General features: G+C 45.3%; 27 protein-coding genes. 15 read left to right on the forward strand and 12 right to left on the reverse strand.

Annotated elements, in window-relative coordinates:
- Positions 1-10 precede the first annotated feature (10 nt).
- The 12 genes from NQ489_RS02260 to NQ489_RS02315 all read right to left on the reverse strand — a co-directional run bounded on the left by NQ489_RS02260 (position 11) and on the right by NQ489_RS02315 (position 13,904).
- On the reverse strand, positions 11-697 hold the full coding sequence (locus tag NQ489_RS02260; protein ID WP_005333502.1) for a hypothetical protein: 687 nt from the start codon (positions 695-697) through the stop codon (positions 11-13).
- Between the two features lie 20 nt (positions 698-717).
- A complete protein-coding gene (locus NQ489_RS02265) occupies positions 718-1,305 on the reverse strand; it encodes a sigma-70 family RNA polymerase sigma factor (protein WP_005333504.1) in 588 nt (195 codons plus the stop codon).
- A gap of 13 nt (positions 1,306-1,318) precedes the next feature.
- A complete protein-coding gene (locus tag NQ489_RS02270; protein ID WP_005333505.1) occupies positions 1,319-1,738 on the reverse strand; it encodes a DUF3268 family zinc-finger domain-containing protein in 420 nt (139 codons plus the stop codon).
- 251 nt (positions 1,739-1,989) lie between these two features.
- A complete protein-coding gene (locus tag NQ489_RS02275; protein WP_005333506.1) occupies positions 1,990-2,247 on the reverse strand; it encodes a hypothetical protein in 258 nt (85 codons plus the stop codon).
- Positions 2,237-2,599, reverse strand: a complete 363-nt coding sequence (locus NQ489_RS02280; protein WP_040015509.1) for a hypothetical protein — start codon at positions 2,597-2,599, stop codon at positions 2,237-2,239. Before NQ489_RS02280 ends, NQ489_RS02275 begins: the two co-directional genes overlap by 11 nt.
- 67 nt (positions 2,600-2,666) lie before the next feature.
- On the reverse strand, positions 2,667-6,299 hold the full coding sequence (locus tag NQ489_RS02285; RefSeq protein WP_023921579.1) for a VaFE repeat-containing surface-anchored protein: 3,633 nt from the start codon (positions 6,297-6,299) through the stop codon (positions 2,667-2,669).
- 56 nt (positions 6,300-6,355) lie between these two features.
- Positions 6,356-9,553, reverse strand: coding sequence for a TraG/VirB4 family ATPase (locus tag NQ489_RS02290; RefSeq protein WP_021651850.1), 3,198 nt, complete (start codon positions 9,551-9,553; stop codon positions 6,356-6,358).
- Entirely contained in the window at positions 9,550-10,170 is a 621-nt protein-coding gene (locus NQ489_RS02295; RefSeq protein ID WP_023921583.1) for a DUF5038 domain-containing protein, read from the reverse strand. The genes NQ489_RS02290 and NQ489_RS02295 overlap by 4 nt, the downstream gene beginning before the upstream one ends.
- Before the next feature lie 10 nt (positions 10,171-10,180).
- Entirely contained in the window at positions 10,181-11,872 is a 1,692-nt protein-coding gene (locus NQ489_RS02300) for a lysozyme family protein (protein WP_005333517.1), read from the reverse strand.
- A 1-nt stretch (position 11,873) separates the two neighbouring features.
- Positions 11,874-12,782 (reverse strand): hypothetical protein, encoded by a 909-nt coding sequence (locus tag NQ489_RS02305; protein WP_005333520.1) that lies wholly within the window; start codon positions 12,780-12,782, stop codon positions 11,874-11,876.
- Between the two features lie 15 nt (positions 12,783-12,797).
- Positions 12,798-13,508 (reverse strand): hypothetical protein, encoded by a 711-nt coding sequence (locus tag NQ489_RS02310; RefSeq protein ID WP_005333522.1) that lies wholly within the window; start codon positions 13,506-13,508, stop codon positions 12,798-12,800.
- 18 nt (positions 13,509-13,526) lie between these two features.
- A complete protein-coding gene (locus tag NQ489_RS02315) occupies positions 13,527-13,904 on the reverse strand; it encodes a hypothetical protein (protein ID WP_005333524.1) in 378 nt (125 codons plus the stop codon).
- Positions 13,905-14,352: 448 nt separating this feature from the next.
- Here NQ489_RS02315 and NQ489_RS02320 point away from each other — a divergent pair, with 448 nt between their 5' ends.
- The 15 genes from NQ489_RS02320 to NQ489_RS02390 all read left to right on the forward strand — a co-directional run bounded on the left by NQ489_RS02320 (position 14,353) and on the right by NQ489_RS02390 (position 22,927).
- Positions 14,353-14,664 (forward strand): helix-turn-helix domain-containing protein, encoded by a 312-nt coding sequence (locus NQ489_RS02320; RefSeq protein WP_179960461.1) that lies wholly within the window; start codon positions 14,353-14,355, stop codon positions 14,662-14,664.
- 155 nt (positions 14,665-14,819) lie between these two features.
- On the forward strand, positions 14,820-15,533 hold the full coding sequence (locus NQ489_RS02325) for a hypothetical protein (protein ID WP_005333529.1): 714 nt from the start codon (positions 14,820-14,822) through the stop codon (positions 15,531-15,533).
- 85 nt (positions 15,534-15,618) lie between these two features.
- On the forward strand, positions 15,619-15,948 hold the full coding sequence (locus NQ489_RS02330) for a DUF1648 domain-containing protein (RefSeq protein ID WP_022415592.1): 330 nt from the start codon (positions 15,619-15,621) through the stop codon (positions 15,946-15,948).
- A gap of 61 nt (positions 15,949-16,009) precedes the next feature.
- Positions 16,010-16,243 carry an LPXTG cell wall anchor domain-containing protein gene (locus NQ489_RS02335; RefSeq protein WP_005333531.1) on the forward strand — a complete coding sequence of 78 codons (234 nt, stop codon included), beginning with the start codon at positions 16,010-16,012 and terminating at the stop codon, positions 16,241-16,243.
- Positions 16,244-16,298: 55 nt separating this feature from the next.
- Positions 16,299-16,682 (forward strand): hypothetical protein, encoded by a 384-nt coding sequence (locus tag NQ489_RS02340; protein WP_226850873.1) that lies wholly within the window; start codon positions 16,299-16,301, stop codon positions 16,680-16,682.
- Between the two features lie 225 nt (positions 16,683-16,907).
- Positions 16,908-17,582 carry a response regulator transcription factor gene (locus NQ489_RS02345; protein WP_005333533.1) on the forward strand — a complete coding sequence of 225 codons (675 nt, stop codon included), beginning with the start codon at positions 16,908-16,910 and terminating at the stop codon, positions 17,580-17,582.
- Positions 17,555-18,808 carry a sensor histidine kinase gene (locus NQ489_RS02350; protein WP_005333534.1) on the forward strand — a complete coding sequence of 418 codons (1,254 nt, stop codon included), beginning with the start codon at positions 17,555-17,557 and terminating at the stop codon, positions 18,806-18,808. Before NQ489_RS02345 ends, NQ489_RS02350 begins: the two co-directional genes overlap by 28 nt.
- A 95-nt stretch (positions 18,809-18,903) precedes the next feature.
- Positions 18,904-19,068, forward strand: a complete 165-nt coding sequence (locus tag NQ489_RS02355) for a hypothetical protein (RefSeq protein WP_330364160.1) — start codon at positions 18,904-18,906, stop codon at positions 19,066-19,068.
- Positions 19,069-19,367: 299 nt separating this feature from the next.
- Positions 19,368-19,505: a hypothetical protein gene (locus NQ489_RS02360; RefSeq protein ID WP_159430634.1), complete on the forward strand. Its 138-nt coding sequence runs from the start codon at positions 19,368-19,370 to the stop codon at positions 19,503-19,505.
- A gap of 4 nt (positions 19,506-19,509) precedes the next feature.
- Entirely contained in the window at positions 19,510-20,625 is a 1,116-nt protein-coding gene (locus tag NQ489_RS02365) for a DUF6017 domain-containing protein (RefSeq protein ID WP_101870313.1), read from the forward strand.
- A 78-nt stretch (positions 20,626-20,703) separates the two neighbouring features.
- On the forward strand, positions 20,704-20,835 hold the full coding sequence (locus tag NQ489_RS17795; protein ID WP_021650209.1) for a helix-turn-helix domain-containing protein: 132 nt from the start codon (positions 20,704-20,706) through the stop codon (positions 20,833-20,835).
- Complete coding sequence (locus NQ489_RS02375) at positions 20,832-21,368, forward strand: hypothetical protein (RefSeq protein WP_227945574.1); 537 nt, start codon at positions 20,832-20,834, stop codon at positions 21,366-21,368. The genes NQ489_RS17795 and NQ489_RS02375 overlap by 4 nt, the downstream gene beginning before the upstream one ends.
- A gap of 33 nt (positions 21,369-21,401) precedes the next feature.
- Positions 21,402-22,328, forward strand: coding sequence for a ParM/StbA family protein (locus NQ489_RS02380; RefSeq protein ID WP_117688059.1), 927 nt, complete (start codon positions 21,402-21,404; stop codon positions 22,326-22,328).
- Between the two features lie 16 nt (positions 22,329-22,344).
- Positions 22,345-22,761, forward strand: coding sequence for a hypothetical protein (locus NQ489_RS02385; protein ID WP_021650339.1), 417 nt, complete (start codon positions 22,345-22,347; stop codon positions 22,759-22,761).
- 13 nt (positions 22,762-22,774) lie between these two features.
- On the forward strand, positions 22,775-22,927 hold the full coding sequence (locus NQ489_RS02390; protein ID WP_155512673.1) for a hypothetical protein: 153 nt from the start codon (positions 22,775-22,777) through the stop codon (positions 22,925-22,927).
- Positions 22,928-22,967: the final 40 nt, after the last annotated feature.

Raw genomic sequence — 22,967 nt, forward strand, 5'->3', positions numbered from 1 at the left:
GTTCCTTCCTTTAACATGTATGAAATGTGATTTGTTTATTCAGGTACAAATTAGCAATAGCCTGCAGCACTGGATACTGGGTATGGTGAATCTGGACATCATCCACAAGTGTTTGGTAAGTTGTCTCCGGTTCTGTGTATAACTCATCCATAATATCCGATTCGTTGTGGATTACTTTTTCCTGCTCCATACTTGTGACAAGCTCAGCGGTCGTGAGGGATACCTTATCAGCCAGCTTCAGAATGGTATCTTCCATCGGTGAAGAGGGTTTCTTCTTTAAATATCTGCCAAACTCTTTTGCACCAATAGTTCCTTCCAGATAAAGCTGAACGCAGCCAAAGAGCCGGATGGGAAAGGTATCCTTCAAGGGAATAATGGTCAGACTGCCGAGAAGGCGATATAAGGCATCCACCCCTGTCAGTCCAATTCCGCTTACAACCAGACCGCGTAAGGAAAGTCGGTTCAGATAGTGTTGGAAGGATAAGCCTTTCGGACCTTCTTTCTGTATCTGGCGCAGGGTATAGGCATCCTGGAGTTCATGGAGCGTCAGAATCTGGAAGGCAAGACAGCTCCAGAGCAGCAGCTCGTCATCCGATAGTCCATATTCTTGTCCATCGTTGATTACAAGAGGAATGGATTTTCCGCCTGTCGTTTTTTGAAATTTTAAGGTTCCGACAGCAGTATAAAGTGTCAGCATAAAAGTTCCCTCCTTCAAGGTTAAGTCAGAAGTGCATAGAGTGCATCATCCTGCTGTAATAGTTTCCGTGCTTTGCTCTGCCATGCCCGTACACGATTGGCTGGTACTTGGTAGTGTTTTGCCAAGTCAAAGCTGGTATATCCCTGCTGTTGCAGATAGAGGGCTACAATTCCCTTCTGAATAGTTGAGGACTGTCCGGTGCCAAGCTGGGTTAAATGCTCAAGAAGCAAGGTCTGGTTTGTGTCCTTTTCCGGGTGAGTTGTTTGTGTATCCTCGTAGGAAAACAAATCACGATAATGGAGATGTTCATCTTCAGATGATGCTTCGTCCAGAGAACAGAGCATGGAGCGGTCACGGGCAATTTTCCGCCAGTAGTCAAAGATGGCATGACGGATGATAGTTTTGGCATAAGGCTGGAATGATCTTCCTTCCTCAAATCCGACAGCCGACCGGCACAAAGCCAGATATCCAATCTGACATAATTCCTGTTGTTCTTCCTCAGTTACATAGGCAGCGGTGCGGGTCATGGAACGAATCATGATCGGAACCAGATCCATGGATTTTTCCACCAGTTGTTTTTGCTTTTTATTTAGTGGTAAGGTCATCATCAATCACCGCCTTTCAGCTGGCTGCCCGGAGGCGGAAGGGAATATGGTTGTTCTTTAAAACATCTGCGGATTCCCGAATGAGCTGGTCGCACATATAGTTGCTGAACTGTCCGATGTGAGCCTGCTTATCTGTCAGACAGAACTTATCTGCCACCCAGCGATATGCTTCCGGTTTGGAAAGGATGCCCTGTTGCCAGATCTGATCGAAAATTCGATGTGCCTGAATCCGCTTTTGACGAAGCTCCCGGTTGGCGAGCGTTCCTTTTGGTATCTTGGTTCCCGGATGTACCCCGACATAGGAATTGCAGGATGGATAGTGGGAGCAGACATAAACCTGTCCGCCATGAGAATGCGTTCCATATACAAAGGATGCATCTCTTAATATTGCTGTTCCGCCGCAGTAAGGGCAGCGGATGATTTTTGGTTTCTTCATCTGTTTTCACCTCGCTTGTACATACACGATACGTAACGTGTACGTGAATAACCAGTACGTACTGTATACTTATATTGTAAGTAAGCAGGTGATGAATTCCCATAGGACGCAAGCGGATACTGATCCCAGATTCGGACTAAATGGCACGAATCCCCATTTTTCAGATGCCGGGATAGAAAATTGCTCGGATGAGCGGGAATAAGCCGCTGTCTGTGAAACGTGGATAATTAACCGGTGTAAAGATGAACTTCTCACAGAAAATCCGTAGCAGGAATAAGCTGATCAGTACCAGACAGAGCAGGTAAGTGTTCCTGCGCCTTCTGGTCCATGGCTTTTTCGGACGGAATTTCACATACAGGACAAAAATCATGGGAATAAATATCAGGTTCGTAAAGACCTGATCGATACATTGGATGATTGAAATTACGTTTAACATAGGCAGTGCCTCCTTTCTTTACATATCCTGTACGTATAAGAGCCTGAAAGTGCAACTTTTTGTTACCAGTCATATTGCTGGTTCTCCTGAAGCCGGAGCAGTGCCGGAATGGGACATGGCTTTAAAGGCAGCTTCTGAGCGGCCAGATAGGGCAGATAAAGCTCTGTAAAAGCAGCAATGCTCATGCTTCCGGTACATTCGGTTGGCTCCGGTATCCGGGGAAACAAAAGCGCTGCATCTGAAAGAGGGAGGATGCAGGGGCTTCCCGTTTCATCCGGATGGAATAAAAAGCCAGAGTTCTCACAGCTTTCCTGTGCGTTACAAGTGCGGCACCAGACGTAGATACAGGAGTGCCAGTTCCCTTCACAGAGGTTCAGAAAATGACGGATGTGCTTGGCATCTGTCTTGCAGTGGGGGTGTTTCATATTCATCACCTACTAAAGAAGCAGGCAGTTCCATGTGGGAGCTGCCTGCAGGAGTCTTCGTTATGAGTTACTGATGTTTCTTTTTGCGTTTGAAGTAAACGATGCCCAGGACACTTGCACCTGCAAGTGCAGCTATGGCGATTCCGGCATACAGGAGAAGCGGCGTCTCATCGCCGGTCTTTACAGGCGGAGCTACCGGAGGCGTCTCCGGTTCTTTCGGAAGCTCCGTCATGTGTACGGTCTGACCTTCATCCTTCAGATCCTCATGGGAAGCAATCTCATGCTCGGTTTTTCCGTCTGTATAGTAGAGCTTTTCAAAGACAACCACATCCTGTCCGGCAAGAGCAGAAGCGTCGAAGGTAAAGGTAACTTCCACAGAGCCGCCAGCTTTTTCTGCTTTAAATTCTGCCTGAGCGGTAACTGGTTTTCCGTCTTTTAACAAAGCCTCTCCGGTTTCCTTATTCATCAGGGTTCCGATGACTTTGTACTCAGATCCAGGCATCAGACCATGATAAGTGACCGTATCTACGATAGTCGCTTCCTTGGAAGCAGAGACATCCTGATCCCCGTCACTGCCGTCTTTGGCTGTGGTTTTGATTTCCGGGAAGTAGATGGTCTGGTTGGCATCTTTGATGTCCGCATGTACCGCTACTTCGTGATCTTCAAAAGTCATTGTTTCAAATGCCACGAGCGTTTTTCCGGAAAGTGCAGAGGCATCAAAGGTAAAGGAAAGCTCTACGCTGCCGTTAGCTTCTTCCGGAGTGAAACTTGTTTCTGCAGTCACAGCTTTGCCATCCACATCGAAAGGTTTTTCGGTTTCCGCATCCATGAGTGTTCCTGTCAGCTTGTACTCTTTGCCTGGGATCAGGTTTTTGTATTCCACAAGGTCTGTAAGCGTCAGTTCTTTTTCCGGTTTTGCATAGTGTGTGCCGGAAGCAGCATCTGTTGCAGTGGTTTTGATTTCCGGGAAGTAAATAGTCTGTCCTTCATCCGCAATGTCTGTGTGTACGGCAACTTCCTTGTCTTTGTAAGCCAGGGATTCAAAGACAACTACTGTTTTCCCTTTTAAGGAGCTGGCATCAAAGGTAAAGGTAACATCTACCGTACCAGCGGATTCTTTTGGCTTGAAGGATGCTTTTGCTGTCACCGGTTTTCCGTCTGCTTCGACTGGTTTCTTTGTTTCTTTATCTATCAGAGTTCCAGTCACTTCATATTTCTGGTTAGGAACCAGCCCCTTAAAGGAAACCGTATCCACCAGCGTGATTTCTTCCTTTGCACAGGAAATATTGGAGTTCGTGTCCGCATCTTTCGCAGTAGTCTTGATTTCCGGGAAATAGATGGTCTGGTCTTCATCGTTGATGTCGGTATGGACTGCAAGCTGCATCTCATCCTGATATAATTCCTCGAAGACAACGGTTGTTTTTCCCTTTAAGGAAGTTGCATCAAAGGTAAAGGTTACTTTGACGGAGCCGGAGGATTTCTTTGCAGTAAATTCAGTTTCAGAAATCACCGGTTTTTCATCCACAAGGATTGGTTCCCCGGTTTTTTTATCCATTAAGGTTCCAGTCAGTTTGTATTTCTGGCCCTTTTTCAGTCCTTCGTATTCCACAACGTCTTCAATGGTCACTTCTTTTGCCGGCTGGCTCATGTGTGTACCGGTCTCGGCATCCAGAGCAGTCGTGCCGATCTCAATGGCATCATCGGTCAGAGTTCCAACCTGTATCAGAACAGAATCCTTATAAACCTTGACTTCAAAGGTTAAAAGATCCATGCCTTTGTTGGAATCACAACGCTGTTCCGCCAGAGTGTAAGTATCGTAAATGAGAGCGCCTTTGGAATCATCCGGTTTGGAGGTGCCGAACCAGATGCCGTCTTCCGAAGACTCACCCCGGTTGGTATTTGCGGTATGTTTGTTCCATTTGGAGGAAGTGCTGGCATAACCGTTGGCATCTGTCACAATCACATGGCTTTCGCCTGTTGTTTTGGAAGTGATCTTAAATGGCACATTTGCCAGACGGTTCTGGCTGCCGTCAGCAATCTTGACAAATTCCAGATCCCCGCGGATGACCTGATTGGAGATGGAATTGTCTTTTGCAGTCAGTTCCACGATTTTTCCCTGTTCTGTGATGTCAAATTCTACAGAGATCTTTCCGCTGTTCAGATAACCGGAAGGTGCAGTTGTTTCATCCACACGGTAATGTCCGAATGGGAGAGCATCTTTTGCAGTTGCAGCAGAACCGGATTTATCGGCAGTAAGTGTAAGGACAACCTGATCTTTCGTGTAGGATGTTCCGTCTACTAATACCGGATTTTCATTTAACGTAGTGATCGCAAAGACAGTACCTTCCAAAGTGGCAGAACCCTGCGGTTTTGCTTCTCCGGTCTCGCTGTCACGTTTCTGGATCTTCACTCCGCCACGGATGACAGATTCTTCTATGGTAGAAGACTGGTATACCGAAACCATTTCCTGCTTACCGTCACCTGTAATTTTCTGTACGAAGACAGTTGGATTGAGCTGGTATCCGGCAGGGGCTTTGCTTTCCTGTACCGTTATGGTACCGAGCGGAAGACAGACGGTCTTGCCATCACTGGTATAGTAAAAGGCATCGCCGCTTACAAAGGAATCTTTGGTAAAATGCATCTTTCCGGAAACATCTGTTTTTAATACCCAGGTACGTGCCGGTTTCTTTCCAGCTTCCGCAGGATCACTGTCAGACTGCTCGGTATAGAACTTGACTGTAAATTCTGCGTTTGCAAGGGAAGCTGCTCCCTGTGGGGAGGCTTTCTTTGTTTCGGCATCCAGCTTTTCAAGCACCAGATTCATGGGATTATTCTGCGGAATATCTGTTACGTTTGCAGCAGAAGTCTGTTCTGCTTTTACGGTGACTTTGTGAGCTTTGGTGTCTACAATGTAGCCTTTGGAAGCAGAGAGCTCTTTTATGGTATAATCGCCTTCCTCCAGTTCGCCGGATCTGGCATACCCGTTTTCATCAGTGGTCAGTTTCTGGATGAGCTTCTCACCCTGATAGATCCCATACACAGCACCCTTTAAGCTGTAATTCGGATTCCCGTCCGATACGCTTCCGTTGGCAGAAGATTTTTTCAGTTCGATCCAGCCGTTTGGAACCTGATACCAGCTTCCGGCAATGGTCTGGCTGCCCTGTCCCGGAACGATGAATGCCCGGAAGCCTTCCGGCGGGTTCGGAAGTCCCTGAATGGCACTGGCTACTTCCAGTGCTTTATCAATATAGGACTGCGGGGCGCCATGGAAAGCTCCGGTGTCAGCGGAATTACCGGCATAGATGTAAGCGACAACCAGATGTCCGATGACATAGCTGTTATCATCACTCCAGCCACTGAAATATTTATCCTTGACGACTTTATCGTAGCCGTAACCGCCGTTTAAGTAGTAGAGCGCTTTTCTGAGCGGGGAGTTCTGGCTTAAAAGGTCATAGGAATAGGAACCAGAGGAAGGTGTTTTCTTCAGTGGTTCCACGCAGTAGGCAGTATTGCTCCCGTCAAAGCTCATGCGGGAGGTAAAATAGCTGCCGTAAGGGATATTGGCACCTGCCTTATAGCTGATGGTGCCGTCGGCTGCATGAACCGGAAAACTGCCGGAAAACAATGCGCCGACTGCGACAAGGACTGCCAGCAGCATAGCCAGCGTCCGTCTGGTATAGGATTTGTATGTCTGTAACATAAGTCTCCTCCTTCTTGAAGTTCAAATGAAAAGGGCAGCGTCAGTGCTGCCAAAAGTTACACAGCCTGTTTCTTCTGTTTCGCAAGGATTTCCAGAAGCTCCTGCCGATCTGTGGTAATCAGCTCCTTTTCCAGATTGGAAGCCTTAAATTCCACAGTGATGTTATTGTTGTTGGTTGAGATCAGACCGTTGCCCCGCTGGAAATGGGTGATGTTCATTACTTCTGTTTCCGATAGATGCAGGATAGTCTTCACCCGCTGTGCCTCTTCATCCTCCATGTTCAGGATAATCTTGGTCTTGCAGTTATTGATGATACCCTTGCCGTACTTCCCGTCATCCAGAGCAAAGAAGTCGTTTAAATCCTGTGTGGCAAAGATGCCGGCTCCGGAGTAAGCACGGATGATCTTGGCAATCTCCAGTACGAATTCCGCTGCAAGCCGGTTGCTGGATGCACCGATGAGCTGCCAGACCTCATCGACAAAGATGGCTTTCTCTTCGGTACGGTTTTCCTTCGCTTTATCCCAGACATAATCCAGGGCAACGAACATGCCGACCGTTAAAAGATCGCTGGAACCGGTCAGTTCGGAGATATCCAGTACCGTATATTTATTGGTCAGGTCCACATTGGTCTGCTGGTTAAAGGAAGAAGCAGAACCGTGAACCAGGCGGTTCAGGATATGAGCCAGACGTTTGGTATCCTCGCTTTCCAGCAGGACATTGTAGACATCCTCCAGAATGGGCATCTTTTTGTACTGCTCCGGATGCTGCGGATCTGTCAGGGATTCATTTTTATGTGTAATCCCTTTTCTGGCATAGGTTTTGATTAGGGCTTCATCCAGAAGCTGCTTCTCCTCATGGGACATATCCGGGATCAGCAGACTGAAGAAGATGTGAAGCCTTTGGATCTTGCCTGCCAGTGCGGAGGCATCCAGTGTCGGTCCGTCCAGCAGTTCATTTACAGAATTGTCTACCTTCCGGATTTCCATGATGTTGATACAGTTCTTACTGGCAGGAGAGATCTGGATAAATTCTCCGCCGACATTCCTTGCAGCCCGGTAAAATTCGTGTCCCTTTAGCGGAGCGATGATGAACACCTGGATGCCTTTTCTTCGCATCCTTAGTGCCATGGTCTGCATGGTGAAGGTCTTTCCTGCTCCCGAACAGCCTAAGATACAGATGTTGCTGTTCTTGTACTGCCTGGAATCAAAGATATCCGCAATGACCAGGGAATTGTTATGCTTGTTTACCCCAAAGAGGATTCCGTTATCATCGCAGATACTGTAGCTGACGAAGGGATAGCAGCTTGCCGCCCCGGAAGTCAGTACGTTCCGCTTGGACAGCTTAAAAAGCTTCTTGTCCAGATTTGCCAGCGGCAGAGAGGATAAAAATCCCTGCTCCTGTAAAAAGTAGCAGGAGTGTAAGTTCATATCCTGCGAGATCAGGAGCTTTTTCATTTCCTGAATCCGCCACTGCAGTTCTTCCAACGTGGAAGCAGTAATGGTGATGAGAAGATTCATGTAATAGAAATCTTCGTTGTTGGCAAGTCCCTGCTTCAGAAAATATCCGGAGCGGATGGCAGAATCCAGATCGTCATAATCAGTGTTGGTATCGGACGCATCCTTTAATTTGGAACGGTTGATACGGATCTGCTGACCGAGACGCTGCTGAATCTTGTCCTTTGGCTGTTTCTGGAGAAAGAAATCAATATCAATCCCTTCCCCGGCATTGACAAGGAGTGACAGCCATCCGGGAGTTACCCGGTTTTTGTAGCCGTCAGACGGCACAAGCAGGTAGGAATGGTAAAGCCCATTGATCTGCACATAATGGGAGTGCTTGAAATCCACACTTTCCGGTGCGAGAAACTCGTTGATCCGGATGTGATCCAGTTCCTCCATGCGATTTTCCTTTGTATAGGCGGACAGTACAGTGCTGATCCGGTTCGAAAGCGGAACCTCCGTACAAAGGGTACGGTTTAAAAGGGTGTAGAGAACATCCGTAGTAAATTCATCCTCATTGTCATGGGAGACCACTTCATTCCCGCACTGGTATAGAAAGGTTTTGGCGGTCTGGGAGGCTGTCTCAAGAGCAGCAAGGATTTCCCGTTCCTCTTCCTTTCGGTTTGCGTTGAATGGTTCATATTCAAAGATCAGAAAGAACCGTCTGGATACTGCTTCTCTGGAACTTAAGTTCTGGACAAACTGGATGTAGTCACGCTGCAGTTCCTGACAGTGGGGATCGGTTTCCCGCTCCAGCTCCAGCTGGGACTGCTCCAGATGCTTATTGATGTCTGCTTTTTTGGAGATCATCTTGATCTGGAGTTTGACAGGGCTGATCTTTAAGTAACTGATAAAGCTGTAGATAATGCCCTGCTGTTCCCTGGCACTTCGAAGCAGAAAGTTGATTGGTTCAATCTCCAGGATCTTCACGTACCGTCCGTCTGTGGTATAGACGATTCCGTTTGCGATTTTTTCCACCGGAAGATAATCCTCCAAGGTCTGGTCTTTCTTTCGCTTTTTCCGGGAAACGGGTTTTGACGTGGCAGATGAGGTGTCCTCCTTGGAAACCACCTTTTTTTTCTGCTCTTTTTTTGCAGCCCGCTTTTCGGAAACTGCCCGTTTTTCTTCCTCCTTTCGTCTCCGGGCTTCCGTTTTTTTCTGTATTTTTATCTGTTTCGCCGCCTCTTTTTTCTGTCGGCTGGCTTCTTTCTGCTCCCACTTCAGATAACGGATATCTTCCTTTGCCTGTTTTTTGATGCCCCGCTTGGTGGAGGTATCAAACTGCCGGTGTTCTTTTTTTTTACTTTTTGGCGGAGCTGGTGCGTCCGGTTCAGACTGTGGGGGAGCCGATGCCATTACTTTGGAAGGCTCTGCCATTTTTTCTGCTTTCCGGTGTTCCTTTGTCTTTGGCTCTTTGAAACGTGGTTTCCTGCGTGGCTTTCCTTCCGGAAGACTGTCGGACCTCCAGATTACCCTGCGGTTCACTACAAAACGCAGGGCATTCATCAAAAAGGCAGTGATGCTCTCCCCGCCGATTCCAATCAGGGCTACCATTGCCGCTGGAAGTGCGGTCATGCAGAGAATGATGATGCGGGCAGTCAGGGACAGCGGCAGGTGGAAAACAGGGATACCGATTGCCAGGGAAAGAACAATGCTTTCTATGGCATTGCGGATGTCAAAAGTTCCGTTTAGGATCTTGCCTTTCTCAATGAAGTTGGAAGGGATAAAGGAAACCGGTGTTTCTTCTGGCTGTGTCATGGCTGCACCTCCTTTTTCGTATCTTTCGCATCTTCGGAAGGCACAGAGGCACTGCCGGATTCTGTGTCCGGAGCTTCCGGGCTGTCAGAAGTATCCGGATACCCGCCTTCCTGCAGGTGTTCAATGTCCTGCGAAGTCAGGGACGGCAGGGAATCATCGGTTTGCTTTTCGTAAACAGTCGTATCTGCAGAGACCTGTACCCCGTCTTCTCCAAATAAAAACACACCCGTCGGGGTGTGATAGGTAACCGGAAGCGTATCCTGATCGGAAAGTGAAAACATCAGGCAGACGGTTGTTTCGGTAGGGTAGCTGGTTTTTTCCGGCAGGAAGGTGATGCTTGTCTGTTCTTTTTTGACATACTCTTTTAGGTAGACAGGAAACTGCCCTTTGAGAGAAGCAATCTGGCTGTCGGAGAAAAATGCTTTTAAAGCATCAAAATCCAGATATTCCGGCATGGGGGTATCAGAATTTGTTTCTGTTGTTTCCTTTGCCGGTTCCCTGCCTTTGTTTCCGGAAGCTTCTTTTTTCTGGCTTTTCCAGAAACTGGGGAGAACCAGTCCGGCAAGCAGCAGAAACAGCATCAGAAAAATGGAAAGAATCACTTTTGTTCTGTTCATAATGGCTCCTTTATTTTTTGTCGAAGATCCAGTAGGCATTTGCCGTAGCATGGATTTCCGACATCATATCAAATTCACGGTTAATATAGTTCTTTGCGTCACTGTCATTGGGATCATTGACCAGTACCTTGCCGTTTGCCGTAACACCTCGGAGTACGATGAAGTGTCCGCCGCTGGTGAAAAGTCCTGCCCGCTGAGAGGAGATGACCGGACAGCCTTCGGAGAGTGCCTGAAGTACCGTATTGGCATTGCTGGTCTGTGTGACGCTGCCACAGCCGAAATGACTGGCTGCAGCCTGAAAGTAGCTCCAGTAGGTTCCAACTCCCGGCTTGTAATAGGAATTCCCGCACCATGCCACCGCATCCGGAGGGGTAATGGTATTCCCGGTCAGGTAGCTGGCGATCATGGCAAAGCTGGTAGGCCCGCAGCCGGAAGATGCGATGGAGCCGCCGCCATAAGGAATGTTCCCGTAATCGGTCTGGAGATAGTGCGGAATCTGCATTCCGTTTGCCGGATAGCTTCCGCCGGTATTGGTAATCTGATAATACCGGAGAACATGCTCCACATATTCCTTGTCCCCATACCGGTCATAATGCCAGTTCGGACGGGCACACATCATATCCGAATAAGCAATGGCGTTTTCTTTGGTATAACCGCCGTCACGTTCCATTGCCCAGTCGATATAGCCGGAGCCGTAATTGTAACCCTGAAGCGCCAGCTTGATGCGGTCCAGGTCGGTAGGTCCGGTACATCCTGCTTTATCCAGTGCATACTTTAATTCCTGAATCCCACATTCGATGGAATAAGCAGGATCGGTGATGCCGTTGGGGACATGGGGGTATTTCTTATTAAAGCCGCCTTCTGCCGCCTGCATGGGATCGCTTCCACGCCCGCCGCTTTCCTGCATCATGACTGCCATGAGGAGTTCCACATAAGCTTCCATGCCGTATTTCTGTGCGACCTGCTGGATGGTAGCCCGGTAAGCCAGCACCTCATCGCTGACACCTACCGCCATGGCAAGACCGGAAGCGGAGCCGCCAAAGAACATGGTCAGGTTTTCCACATAACTGTCTGCCGTTTTTTTCTGCTTATCGGTCAGATGAAAGACGTGATCTGCAAAGTAGGCATCTCCGGCATAGCTGACCGTGTAGGTATGGCGGGTAAAAGTAACCTTTCTGGGTGGTGCATTTTCCTCTTCCGCCGGAACTTCCACCGTGGCCGTTTCTGAAGTAACGTCATAAGAAAAAAGCCCGTCCTCGTTTTCCCGGATCAGGCTTTTGAGTTTGCTGATATTTATATTTTTATAGTCATCCTGGCTGGCACAAAACTGTGCGATGAGCTGGTTCGCATTTACGATGATACTGGAAGCGTAAGGATCGCTGATAGAGGCAGTATCTCCTTCCGGGAGTCTGGCAATTTCCGCATTGATCTTAGCAAGCAGTGCATCATGGCTTTCCTGAAGCACCTCCACGATTGCCTGATTGGAAGCCCGGATATTTTCACTGATTACCGTGTTGCTGGTCAGTGCTCCGGTATTTTCAGAGAGGTCTCCGAAGACGAGTCCCGGAAGCATGACAAGGAACAGAATGGGAAGCATCAGTACACCGCCGACGGCTGCTCCAGTTTTCGCAAGGGTGCGCCTGTGCCGGAATACTGTACCGATGACAGCAAGAGGACTGCCCATCAAGGCTGTTTTTGGCATGTTACATACGCTCCTTTCGCTGTGGGGCTGGCGGCAGTTTCTGGACAATGGATTCATTGTAGGCTACTTTGCCGCTGCCGGAAGTATATGGTGTTTTTTCGACCGTATCCTGTGCATACTGCTTGTACCAGGTGGAACCATCCACGGACTGTACCGTAGAGTAGGAGCCCTGAGTAGGAGCTGCATACTGGTCGGCATGGTACAGGGCAAAATCCCGGTTTCCGGAGCTTCCGGTTTCGGTACCGGTGATCCTTCCGCCACCGATTTCTACATTATCATAGGAAGAACCGCCGCCCGGATTGATGCCCATATAGGAAGTAAAGGCTTTCTGTGCGTCTGCTCCCTTGATGGAACCTACCTGACCGTAATTTCCCTGTGCAATGTTGCTGATGACCTGATTGGCAAAGTCTCCGCCTTTGTTCAGGGATGACTGGTAGAGCATGTTTCCGATACTGCTGTGTTCGGTATAACCGGTTGCGGAATTGACCGCTTCTCTTTGTACCTGTCTTCCCACTGCCCCGGCAAGCCCGCCGGATAGGAAGCTTCCTGCGACAGCCGCACTTCCGGGAGAAGAGGCTTTGTGGTAGCCGCCACCACCATGGGAACGCATGGAACCGGTCAGGCTCCGTCCTGCAATCAGAAGTTCAGCCATCATGTTTCCTCCGGTATTGCCGACATTGATGCCAAGCGATGCCAGAAAAGAATCAATTTTCTGGGATACCTTTAAAAAGGCAATGGCACACAGGAACCAGACGAAGACATTTCCGGTTACCGCTTCCTTTCCCTGACTGGCAACTGCCGCTTCCACGTCTGCTTCCGTAAGCTCCGCTGCAAAGACCGGCATGGAGCAAAACAGTACCAGACAGGCAGTTAGTACCAGGAATGGTATGAGTTTCTTTCTAAGTTTCATTTTGGTCCTCCTTTCTTATAGGGATAACGGATTGGCAAGGAAGGTGCCGACCATAGAAGTAAACAGCCGCAGGCACCACGCATTCATCAGAAGCAAAAAGAACTGGCCGCCAAGCATCCGGCACCAGCTTTTGAAGATATTTCCGGTTGACTGGCTGGCACCCATGGAAAAAGCTGCCGGGGCTGTGTAGACCAGTACCCCCAGAAGAATATAGCGTTCTGCCGCTTCAAAGAGCAGTTTGATGTAGTTCCACGCCAGAATCAGTACCAGAATCAGTGCAATGATGGCTACCGCCCCATTTGCACAGACTCCCAGGATGACTGTGACTACGGAGTTAAAATCCGCAAATTTTAAAGGCGGCAGGTCTTCCGTCAGAATCCAGTTGTACGGTGTTCCTGAAATCTTCAGGAGCAGATCCACAATATCTTTCGCATAGAAGGTGAGAAAGATAAAGAGGAAGGAACGGATGGACAGCTTAATGGGATCTTCCGCTTCGATACCGGCTCCCATAAAGTAATTTTTAAAGAGCTGCCATACCCAGTTTAAGAGGATCAGCCCGATGCCCAGTGCCAGAAAGACCTGATACATGGTCTCGGCAGCAGGAAAGTAGCGAAGAAACGTATCCATGGAACAGCCCAGAGCACCGAGGACTGAAGTGGTGATCAGATCCAGAATGTTCATGACCTGTTCGGCAATCCATTCCACGATTCCGTCAAGTATTCCCATAGTGGCATCTCCTTTCGTCTATCCGTTCCATTTTCCGCCTGCAAAGAACGGGGTGATGTAAGCCATGATAAAGCCAAGCCCGTTTAAGATCGCCCAGGTAATGACGATACGCTTGAGCCATGCACGTGATTCGTCCACGGTTTTTCCGCTTTTGGAAAAATTCATCATCAGAAGGGCAACCGATGCCGTTACGACTGCAGCAATGGTGGAAATGAGGATAATCTGGTTATAGACATCCTTCATGATCTCATTGGCTTTGGTCCAGATGGTAGCGGCAAAAACCGGCTGTGTGTATCCGCAGAGGACTGTGACAGCCAGAAATGCAGCATACAGGCATCTGCCATAATTGACATGCCGTTTTGTGTCCGGCGGAGCGTTTTTCAGTTTGTGTTTCACGTAAAAGTACCTCCTTTTTATAAGAGCGGCAGGAGAATTACCTCCCCTGCCTTTGCTTATGGTTTTCCTGCCTCAAGAAAGGACGCAGCCCGGTCAATGCAGGCTGCGTCCTAAATCAAAGTATGAAATTGTAAAGATCCTCCTATCTTACAGAAAAAACGCAGCTTATTTGCCGCAGGAGAGGCTTCCCATACGGCAGTGCTGCGTTTCGTTCTGCATATAATTTTGACAATATCAATTTTAACATGGGTAAATTACCGCTACAATCGCAGGACTGTGCCAGTTACAGACGATGGAGTGCCAAAAATGTGACCAACGCTAAAAGCGTTATAAATGCAATCCTTATGGATACTGTAAGCGTGATTTGCAACCAATTATACTGGATTTACATGACTAATGCTTTAAGCGTTAGTGAATACTGGAAGGAGGAGGTGTGCGTGTGAAAGGAATGGGAAAGGCAATCCGCAGGTACAGGGAAGAGGCAGGAATTACGCAGGAGAGACTGGCTGAACTGGTGGATATCAGTACCAACCATCTGGGTGCGATTGAGCGGGAAGTGAAAACACCTACGATGGAAACATTTGTAAAGCTGTTGAATGTATTAGGTGCGGAACCGAATGAAGTGCTGAAGGAAGTGATTCCTCTTACCAGAATGGAACATACTTCTGTAGTGGAAGGAAAGCTGGAAAGGCTCACACCGAAGAAGCAGGAAAGCGTGCTTCGGATGCTGGATGTGATAATTGAAGAGATGATGAAATAGAAGCTGTCTGCGAAATTGCCGCAGGCAGTTTTTTTGAAAGCTGTATATGCAATAAAACACATAAAAATATGCGATTTATGATGAAAGTGATTGCAAGATTTGATATAGTAATCCTAAAAGCATTATAAAACTAATTCTTAAAGGATGACTATAATATGAAAAAGGGATATGTGGGATTATTGGCATGTGCGTCAGGAATTCTGATCGGACTGGGAATCAGCCGGCTGGATCTGACAGGTTATCTTGAAAAAACACAGGAGCAGGAATATCACCCGGTAGAAAGAAAGGTGCCTGAATCAGTAGAAAGCAAGCTGAAAGATCCAAAACAGTGCTGGCTGTGTGGAAGCGATGAACGGAGTATGATGGATTATTTCCGGAAGTTTGACGATCTGGGAGTGATCTGTACCAATCACTGGTATGTGATGGATATGCATATCCGGAATCATGATGAGGACGGGAATCTTACCGGCCCGCAGGGAAACGGGCATATGGGTTATACCGGGACAGGAGAAGGCGGCTGCTTTTTCCATACGGAGCAGATGTCGGATTACGGGATTTCCGAAGTATCGGTGGATTACGGGGAAGATAGTATCTTCGATGTGAAAAAAGTACAGAACCATCTGTGTCAGGAATGCCTGGATAAGCTGGTGGAAAGCATGGAGGTATTCTGTGAGGAAACGCAAAAACCCAAGCCCCGTGATCTGGTACTGGTGGATTTTCAGACATTGGAGCTGTACGCCATTCAGGAGCATAATGCGGGATACTTTATCCGGGATTATTATGTGGAAATTGAGTCGGAGGAAGATGGGGTGGAAGTAAAGGCATTTTACTGCCCGAAGCTTAATAACGGGAAAAAGGATGGAGAATAAATTGAGGTTTGCATTGGTGAGGAGTATAATGTAAGTACGTGTTATGTATTGGAAAAACTTGAATTTAGCAGAAAGAAGGATTGTTATGAAATTTATCAATACTAGAAAATTCACATGGATAATTTGTATAATAGGATTTTTGCTTGCTCTTGTAAGTATATTTTTCTTACCGAGTATTATTCCAGTACATTTTGCAAATGGGATTGCGGATGATTATGGAAGAAAAATACAAATATTTTTATTTCCTATATTACAAGTGCTTATCACTTTTTTGACTGGACGAGAAAAAGTAAAATATTGCCTGACACATTCAAAAACTTTCTTAACGGACATTCAGTTTAATTGGATGATAGATGGTGTACTTTTATTGGTAATGTTTGCAGAAATATGGGTTATCTATGCTTCATTTGCATAGAAATACTTGCATAACAATTTACATTTGATTGAGCAGATAAAAATGATTTGAGGTGGTAGCAATGAAAAAGCGATTGGGAATCATAGCCGGAATTTTAGGAATTGTATTGGCAGTCATTGGCATTGTACTGAAGCAGAAAGAAAACACAGCCGTTTCTGTTATTGGTGGTGCGGATGGCCCGACTTCTATTTTCATAGCAGGGAAGTTAAATGGTGATAATTTTATTTTTATGATTGTAGTTGGAATTATTTTATTGATTTTGGCAGGAGTTATTTTTTACAAACGTAAGCATTAAGTTACAGTTTTTTAGACTGTGTATGGCGGAAGAACCGGGAAAGTGTAGATATATCATGGGGATTTTGGAAAAAAATAAAAAAAGTAAGGGTACAGCGTTTGTCTATGATGAGAATAATGATTACTATAAGATGGAAATAAACGGGATTGAATTTGTCTGTGACAGTATACATTCCGATTATGAGAAGCATGCAGTTGAACTGGCACAGGCGTATGAGAAAAGGCTGCCGGATATCGTGGATTATCTTATGCCGGATATAAAGGAGATGTTTGGAATTACAAATCCAGATGTAATAGCAAACTCACTAGGAAAGCCGAGTATAGATTTGGATAGAGGAACACTGACTTATCTGGAGCACACAATGGACAGCCTACATATTATTGAAATGGAATTTGACGGTATCTTCACGGCATTCTATAACTCCTGTATTGATGGATAGGACTTTAGTAACATAGAGCTGCAGTTGTCTACAGCTTTTATCCAGACTTCGGATGTTACAGAGAAGCAATCAGAAATGGATTGATCGATTTCTGAAGCAGTATCCGGTGAAATCCTTGAACATATGAAGGAAAAGTATGTATGTTAATTTTATTTTTATTGTAGACAAAAGATAGGACTGATATGATAAAAGAACAGGTTATTACAAATAGAGGTGGAGTATTTGATGCAGAAAATATTATTACTGGAGGATGACTTGAATCTAAATCGGGGAATTGCCCTGTTACTTTCACGGGAAGGGTATGAGGTTCGTCAGGTTTATACAATAAAGGAAGCAAAAGAAGCATTTCAAAAAGGAGATTATGCTCTTGTTATCAGCGATATTACATTGCCGGATGGTACAGGACTGGATTTTGGAAGGATGGTACGTGCAGGTGGAGATACATATCTTATCTATCTTACGGCTTTGGATCAGGAAATAGATATTGTAAATGGTTATGATACAGGGGCAGATGATTATATTACCAAACCATTTTCACTGATGGCTTTGGTGTCGAAGGTGAACGCATTGATGAGACGGCTTTCTAAGGTACAGGCACAGATTATGTCTTCCGGAGAGATTACGGTGCATATGAAAACGATGCAGGTGTATAAAGGGGATGAACCAGTTACTTTAAGTAAGAAAGAATTCTCTCTGTTGCTGTATCTCTGGGAGAATGCAGGACAGATTGTTTCAAAAGAAAGTATCCTGGAGCATGTATGGGATATAGACGGTCAATTTGTCGATGATAATACGGTTACTGTCAATATAAGCAGACTGAAGAATAAACTTGGAACAGAAGAGATAGCGAATGTGAGAGGACTGGGATATATATGGACCGGAAAGGTAAACAAAAATTAAAACGGTATTTTATCGTATATGTAATCTTTGCAGTATTTTTTACAGTAGGAATGTATCTGATAACAAAGTATGAGGAAAATGCGAAAGCAACGCAGATAGCACTGCTCCTTGCAGAACATCCTGAACTGGAAGGGGAAATAGTTGCAATCTGGGAAAAGTCAGGAACAGTAGATTTTATAAGAGACCGGGACGATCAGAAGATAGAAAGAGTCGTACAGATGCTGGAAGAAACTTATGGTTATCACTCAGGGAGTGGATCTTCAGATGTGGTTATAAGGATTATCTGGGGAATTGGATTACTAGTGGGAGTCATAGTATGTAGCCTGTTCTTGTACCTGGACCGAAGAAAAAACTGGAGCAGATACGGTGATGAGGAACAATTACAGCAATTATATGAATGTCTGCAGGAATTCAGAAAAGGAAAATTCCAAACATATCCTGAAGAAACATCAGAATCGGAACAATGGTTAAAGGTGTGGGAATCTGTAAAGGAGCTGGGGCAATATTTCGAAGATTTGAAGGAACGTCTGGAGCAGGAAGAAAATGGTACGAAGAGTCTGATTACAGATATTTCCCATCAGTTGAAGACTCCGCTTGCATCACTCCGGATGAGTCATGAGCTGGTGGCAGAAAATCGGGTTACAGGAGAAGAACAGAGGGAGTTTCTGGAGCAGGAATCACAGGAACTTACCAAACTGGAACAGCTCTTGAATGAACTGGTAAATCTTTCAAGGCTGGAAACACATATGATCCAGATACATTCGCTTCATGAAAGCCTGAAGAAAACGCTAACAGAGGCTGTCAGTCAGATTTATATGAAGGCAAGAGGAAAAGATATTTCCATTCAGGTGGAGATGGATGATGATATAGTTGTGAACCATGATTCAAAATGGACGGTAGAAGCATTAACGAATATCCTTGAGAATGCAGTCAAATATTCACCGGAACATACAACGATTACAGTGAGGACGCAGGAGCTAGCAAGCAATGTGCTTATTGAAGTAGAAGATGAAGGAATGGGCATTCCTGCGGAGGAACTGCATAAGATCTATCAGAGATTTTACCGGGGAAGGAAAGCAAAGGAACAGGTAAAAGACGGAGCGGGTGTCGGTCTGTATCTTGCCAGAAAGATCATAGAAGAACAGGGGGGGACAATAGCAGCCAAAAGAAAGGCTGAGAAAGGTATGATATTTAAAGTGACACTGCCGCTCATAATAGGAGAATAGTCGGAACCCTTACAAAACTGTTATGGTTGTTGTAAGGGTTTTGTAATGCAGGAATGTTATAGTAGGGGTATGAAATGGAAAGGGGACTTGAAGATATGAGTAGTATTTTAAAAGTAGAAGATCTAGTAAAGTATTATGGAGAAGGCGAGAATCAGGTGAGAGCCGTGGATCATACAAGTTTACAGATAGAGAGAGGCAAGTTTACAGCTATCGTAGGACGTTCCGGCTCCGGTGATTATGTTAAAATAAGACTAAGTTAGCAGATTCCTTATAAAATAAGGGCTCACGCCAATTTAGTCTTTTTTCTATTATACCATAAAAGGTAGAAAATTCATAGACCGGGAATGAATTTTTCATAGTAAAAATCAAATGGCAGGGGCTCTTAAAGATAGAAACCTATTGCTACTGGTCCTGTCAAAATTATATCCATTCTCACAGGCGGTCAAGTTTGTGAAAAACCATTCGGTTGCAATACATTGTAAAAAAATATGTTAAGGACTAGGTTAGTTAAAAGATTCTGTTAGCTGGCTTAGTCCTTTTTTCTTGGGAGGACGGAGCAATGATAAAGGTGATTATGATTGTTGGAATAATTTTTTTCCTCGTTTCGTTGTATGCGTGTCTGGTGGCAGGCAAAAGAGCAGATGAAGAAATAAGTGCTTTATTTGAAAAAGAAAAGAAGCAGAGGAGTGAGGAATAAACGTATGAATGGAGGTATTTATAGCACTGGAAATGAAATTGTAGATGAAAATGCAAAACTGAATATATCTGGAAATATCATTCCGCAGGTGTGGTATCGGACAATCATCAGAGAAAGTGGAAAGCCAAATCTGACAGCCATTATTATACTGGCAGATATTGTGTATTGGTATAAGCCTACAGAAATCAGAGATGAAGGAACCGGACAGGTCATTGGGGTGAGAAAGAAATTTAAGTCAGATCTTCTTCAGAGAAGTTACCAGCAGATCAGCGAACAGTTTGGGATTTCCAAAAAAGAAGCGACAAATGCAGTAGTATTTTTAGAGAAGCTGGGTGTGGTAAAACGGGTATTTAGAACCATTTCCATGAATGGGATTGTTGTAAATAATGTTCTGTATCTGGAATTGATCGTAGACCGGTTAAAAGAATTGACTTATCCAGAAGAAACAGGAGCAGATCCGGTTTCCTTTGAAAAAAGAAGAGAGAAATCCAAAGCAGAGAAAATCAGTCCCCATACAGTCATAGAGGAAGAGATACATTTTGTAGAAGAGAGGGCTGTCCCTTTCCAAAGGGAGAGGGTGTCACCATTCAAAGAGGGAGCATACCCCCACAGGGAAACAGAGCCCTGGATACCCAAAGAGGTACCTCAGACCGATAGCGGGCAGACAAATACAGAGATTACTACAAAGACTACAGCAGAAAGTACCCAAAAGAATACAACAGAAATGGTGAATGGGTATAGAGATAATCCTATCTTATCCTATCAGGCAGCAGAAGAACAGTTCAAAGATCAGATTGATTATGATGCGATATGGATAGACAGACCTTTTGACAGAAAACTGCTTAATGAGATTGTAGGGCTTGCAGTAGATGTTTTGACGTCCAATGCAAAGACCATAAGGGTAAATCAGGAAGAACGACCTCTTGGCATTGTACAGGGAATGTATAAAAAGCTGGATAAGTTTACCGTAGAGTATGTGATAGACTCAATTAAGCAGTGTACAAGGAAAGCCAATAATATCCGGGCAGTGCTGCTTACCGCTTTATACAATGCCACATTGACAGCAAACAGCTATATATCCAATCTGTTTGCTTATCAGGAAGCTATCCCTCAGACGTAAGGAGCGTGATAGAAAGTAACAAAATTAAGAAAATTCAGGACAGCTCATGGATATACACAGATAGAACTTGCGGCTGTCTTGGGTATCAGTCTTCGGACGTATCAGAGGATTGAATACGGACAGCAAAAGCCCAATGTCCATGTAGTTGTCCGGCTTCAGCGGTTATTTCAAAAAGATATTAGTGAGATTATGGAGAAATATACAGAATGAGGGAAGAAAGGTTTCGTATTCAGTGCCCCGAACATTTTCTGGTTGGAGATTCAGGGCATTTTGAAAAATCTTCACAGGATAAGGATTTTGTAGTAGATTATGCTCCGCCGGAAATGTTTGAAGCCGGGATTGTCTTACAGGAGATGGGGACGGAGGGAGATACCTATTGCACAATGTATGTCTATTTTGCCCCGGAGGAACACCTTCCGGTTTATATGGACAGCATGAAATACGACCTACAAAAAGTATCCATTCGGAAAATTTTTGTTGATACCGAAGAATACCTCATAAAAGTAAATGAGAAGACAAAAAAGTTTTATGCAGGTGAGGACGGTTGTTGGGGTTCCTATACGGAACTTTACCGGAAAGAGAATGGGGAACGTCTGACTGACGCAGTGATTGTTTTTCTGTGTATGCCAGATGAAATGAAGTTTCAGGAAATGGAAGCTGTGATGGAGGAACTGTTTGAAAAACTTCCTGTGATAGACAAAGAAAAGAAAGAAACAGGTCAAGAACCAAAGAGGACAAGATAAAATATAAACTATAACTTTCAGGAGGATAAGAACGTGGAAACTAAAATGATTATTGGAATTGATCATGGAAACCGTAACATGAAAACTGCAAATACGGTATTTTCAGCAGCAATCCAGCCTTTGCAGGCAAGGCCGGACAGCCTGGAGCACATTTTGGAATACCAGAACCAGTTTTATTATGTGGGAGGGAAAGTGCCGGAAAAGGAGTGTGTGGATAAGACAGAGAATGAAAATTATTATCTTCTTACCCTTGCAGCACTGGCGCAGGAAATGCGTTTCCGGGGCCTGACAGACGCTTCCGTAAAAATGGGAGCTGCCCTTCCGCCCAGAAGATTTCAGCAGCAGAAAGAAAGTTTCAAGAAATATCTGTTAAAGACAAAGGAACTTCATTTCCGCTATGAAGGAGTACATTATCATGTGTCGTTGGAAAATGTGTTTGTTTTTATGCAGGGGCATGTGGTGATCCATACGCTTTTAGAAGCGGTTCCCGGTTATTGCCTTTTAGTAGATATTGGTGGAGGGACTACCGATCTGGTAGAGTTTGTTGACGGAATGCCGGACGGGAAGTATTCGATTTCGGATAAGGCAGCTTTGTACTGTATCGGAAAAGTCAATGAGGAAGCCATTGCCAAAACAGGGGCAGGGGTACCGGCATATATTACAGAAGCATTTATGAGGACAGGAAGCTATGACTGCCCGAAGCAGTATCAGGACGTCATAAAAAACTGTTTGAAGTCCTACGCAGAGGAAATTTATGGTATCATACAGGCAAACCATTATAATCTGGATCTGACCAAAATGGTGTTTATGGGCGGTGGTTCTTCCATTGTGGAGCATTTTGGAGCCAATGAGGGAAAAGATGTACAGTTTGTAACGGATATACATGCCAATGCAAGGGGCTGTGAAGAAGCAGTGAAAAGTATTATCCGGGCAAAACAGAGGAAAATGCGGACAGCGTGATAGGAAGTGAAAATTTATGGATACGGAAAAAGTATATACAACTTCACTGCGGCTGTATAAAAGCAGACCGGTACATCATCAGGCTTATCGGTATCTGAAGGAGTATAACAAAGATATTTTCAAGACAAAAGACGATTTTATAGCAGAAGCAATCGTTTATTTTGCCAAGTATCTACAGCAGGAAGAAGAAGTACAGCAGATGAAACTATTAAATACCCTTCTGGAGAACCAGAAAGAACAATTTTGTAAAATCGTAAAAGAAGCGGTTTCAAAGGCACAGGAAGAAGCCTTTGAGAAGCGGGGTGTGCTGGAAAAGACCGTTCAGGGAGAACTTTCTGACGGTGGAACGATAGCAGAGAACAGGGAAAAGGAAGAAGCCTGTATGGAAAAAGATTTACGGTTTGCGGAATTTTATGGGGCATTTGAAGAATAAGGAGGAAAAAGATATGGCAGTAGGAAGAAGTGTATGGGAAGTTGTAAAAGGGATTTTCATTGCAGTGGGGAAACTGCTGTATCTGACAGGGAAACTGGTGATATGTTTGTTTCTGCTGGTTCTGCAGCTTGTTTTGGCAGTGTTCCATGCAGGAAGCAGGGAATAGAAAGGGGATTGACAGGTGCATTGGATACGGGACAGACCGT

Source organism: Blautia sp. KLE_1732_HM_1032 (assembly GCF_025147905.1).
GTDB lineage: Bacteria > Bacillota > Clostridia > Lachnospirales > Lachnospiraceae > Blautia_A > Blautia_A fusiformis.

What these genes read in the sequence shown, in the direction of transcription:
- NQ489_RS02260 (WP_005333502.1), bottom strand. Translation starts at nt 697, where the DNA reads ATGCTGACACTTTATACTGCTGTCGGAACCTTAAAATTTCAAAAAACG.
- NQ489_RS02265 (WP_005333504.1), bottom strand. Translation starts at nt 1,305, where the DNA reads ATGATGACCTTACCACTAAATAAAAAGCAAAAACAACTGGTGGAAAAA.
- NQ489_RS02270 (WP_005333505.1), bottom strand. Translation starts at nt 1,738, where the DNA reads ATGAAGAAACCAAAAATCATCCGCTGCCCTTACTGCGGCGGAACAGCA.
- NQ489_RS02275 (WP_005333506.1), bottom strand. Translation starts at nt 2,247, where the DNA reads ATGACTGGTAACAAAAAGTTGCACTTTCAGGCTCTTATACGTACAGGA.
- NQ489_RS02280 (WP_040015509.1), bottom strand. Translation starts at nt 2,599, where the DNA reads ATGAAACACCCCCACTGCAAGACAGATGCCAAGCACATCCGTCATTTT.
- NQ489_RS02285 (WP_023921579.1), bottom strand. Translation starts at nt 6,299, where the DNA reads ATGTTACAGACATACAAATCCTATACCAGACGGACGCTGGCTATGCTG.
- NQ489_RS02290 (WP_021651850.1), bottom strand. Translation starts at nt 9,553, where the DNA reads ATGACACAGCCAGAAGAAACACCGGTTTCCTTTATCCCTTCCAACTTC.
- NQ489_RS02295 (WP_023921583.1), bottom strand. Translation starts at nt 10,170, where the DNA reads ATGAACAGAACAAAAGTGATTCTTTCCATTTTTCTGATGCTGTTTCTG.
- NQ489_RS02300 (WP_005333517.1), bottom strand. Translation starts at nt 11,872, where the DNA reads ATGCCAAAAACAGCCTTGATGGGCAGTCCTCTTGCTGTCATCGGTACA.
- NQ489_RS02305 (WP_005333520.1), bottom strand. Translation starts at nt 12,782, where the DNA reads ATGAAACTTAGAAAGAAACTCATACCATTCCTGGTACTAACTGCCTGT.
- NQ489_RS02310 (WP_005333522.1), bottom strand. Translation starts at nt 13,508, where the DNA reads ATGGGAATACTTGACGGAATCGTGGAATGGATTGCCGAACAGGTCATG.
- NQ489_RS02320 (WP_179960461.1), top strand. Translation starts at nt 14,353, where the DNA reads ATGGGAAAGGCAATCCGCAGGTACAGGGAAGAGGCAGGAATTACGCAG.
- NQ489_RS02325 (WP_005333529.1), top strand. Translation starts at nt 14,820, where the DNA reads ATGAAAAAGGGATATGTGGGATTATTGGCATGTGCGTCAGGAATTCTG.
- NQ489_RS02330 (WP_022415592.1), top strand. Translation starts at nt 15,619, where the DNA reads ATGAAATTTATCAATACTAGAAAATTCACATGGATAATTTGTATAATA.
- NQ489_RS02335 (WP_005333531.1), top strand. Translation starts at nt 16,010, where the DNA reads ATGAAAAAGCGATTGGGAATCATAGCCGGAATTTTAGGAATTGTATTG.
- NQ489_RS02340 (WP_226850873.1), top strand. Translation starts at nt 16,299, where the DNA reads ATGGGGATTTTGGAAAAAAATAAAAAAAGTAAGGGTACAGCGTTTGTC.
- NQ489_RS02345 (WP_005333533.1), top strand. Translation starts at nt 16,908, where the DNA reads ATGCAGAAAATATTATTACTGGAGGATGACTTGAATCTAAATCGGGGA.
- NQ489_RS02350 (WP_005333534.1), top strand. Translation starts at nt 17,555, where the DNA reads ATGGACCGGAAAGGTAAACAAAAATTAAAACGGTATTTTATCGTATAT.
- NQ489_RS02355 (WP_330364160.1), top strand. Translation starts at nt 18,904, where the DNA reads ATGAGTAGTATTTTAAAAGTAGAAGATCTAGTAAAGTATTATGGAGAA.
- NQ489_RS02360 (WP_159430634.1), top strand. Translation starts at nt 19,368, where the DNA reads ATGATAAAGGTGATTATGATTGTTGGAATAATTTTTTTCCTCGTTTCG.
- NQ489_RS02365 (WP_101870313.1), top strand. Translation starts at nt 19,510, where the DNA reads ATGAATGGAGGTATTTATAGCACTGGAAATGAAATTGTAGATGAAAAT.
- NQ489_RS02375 (WP_227945574.1), top strand. Translation starts at nt 20,832, where the DNA reads ATGAGGGAAGAAAGGTTTCGTATTCAGTGCCCCGAACATTTTCTGGTT.
- NQ489_RS02385 (WP_021650339.1), top strand. Translation starts at nt 22,345, where the DNA reads ATGGATACGGAAAAAGTATATACAACTTCACTGCGGCTGTATAAAAGC.
- NQ489_RS02390 (WP_155512673.1), top strand. Translation starts at nt 22,775, where the DNA reads ATGGCAGTAGGAAGAAGTGTATGGGAAGTTGTAAAAGGGATTTTCATT.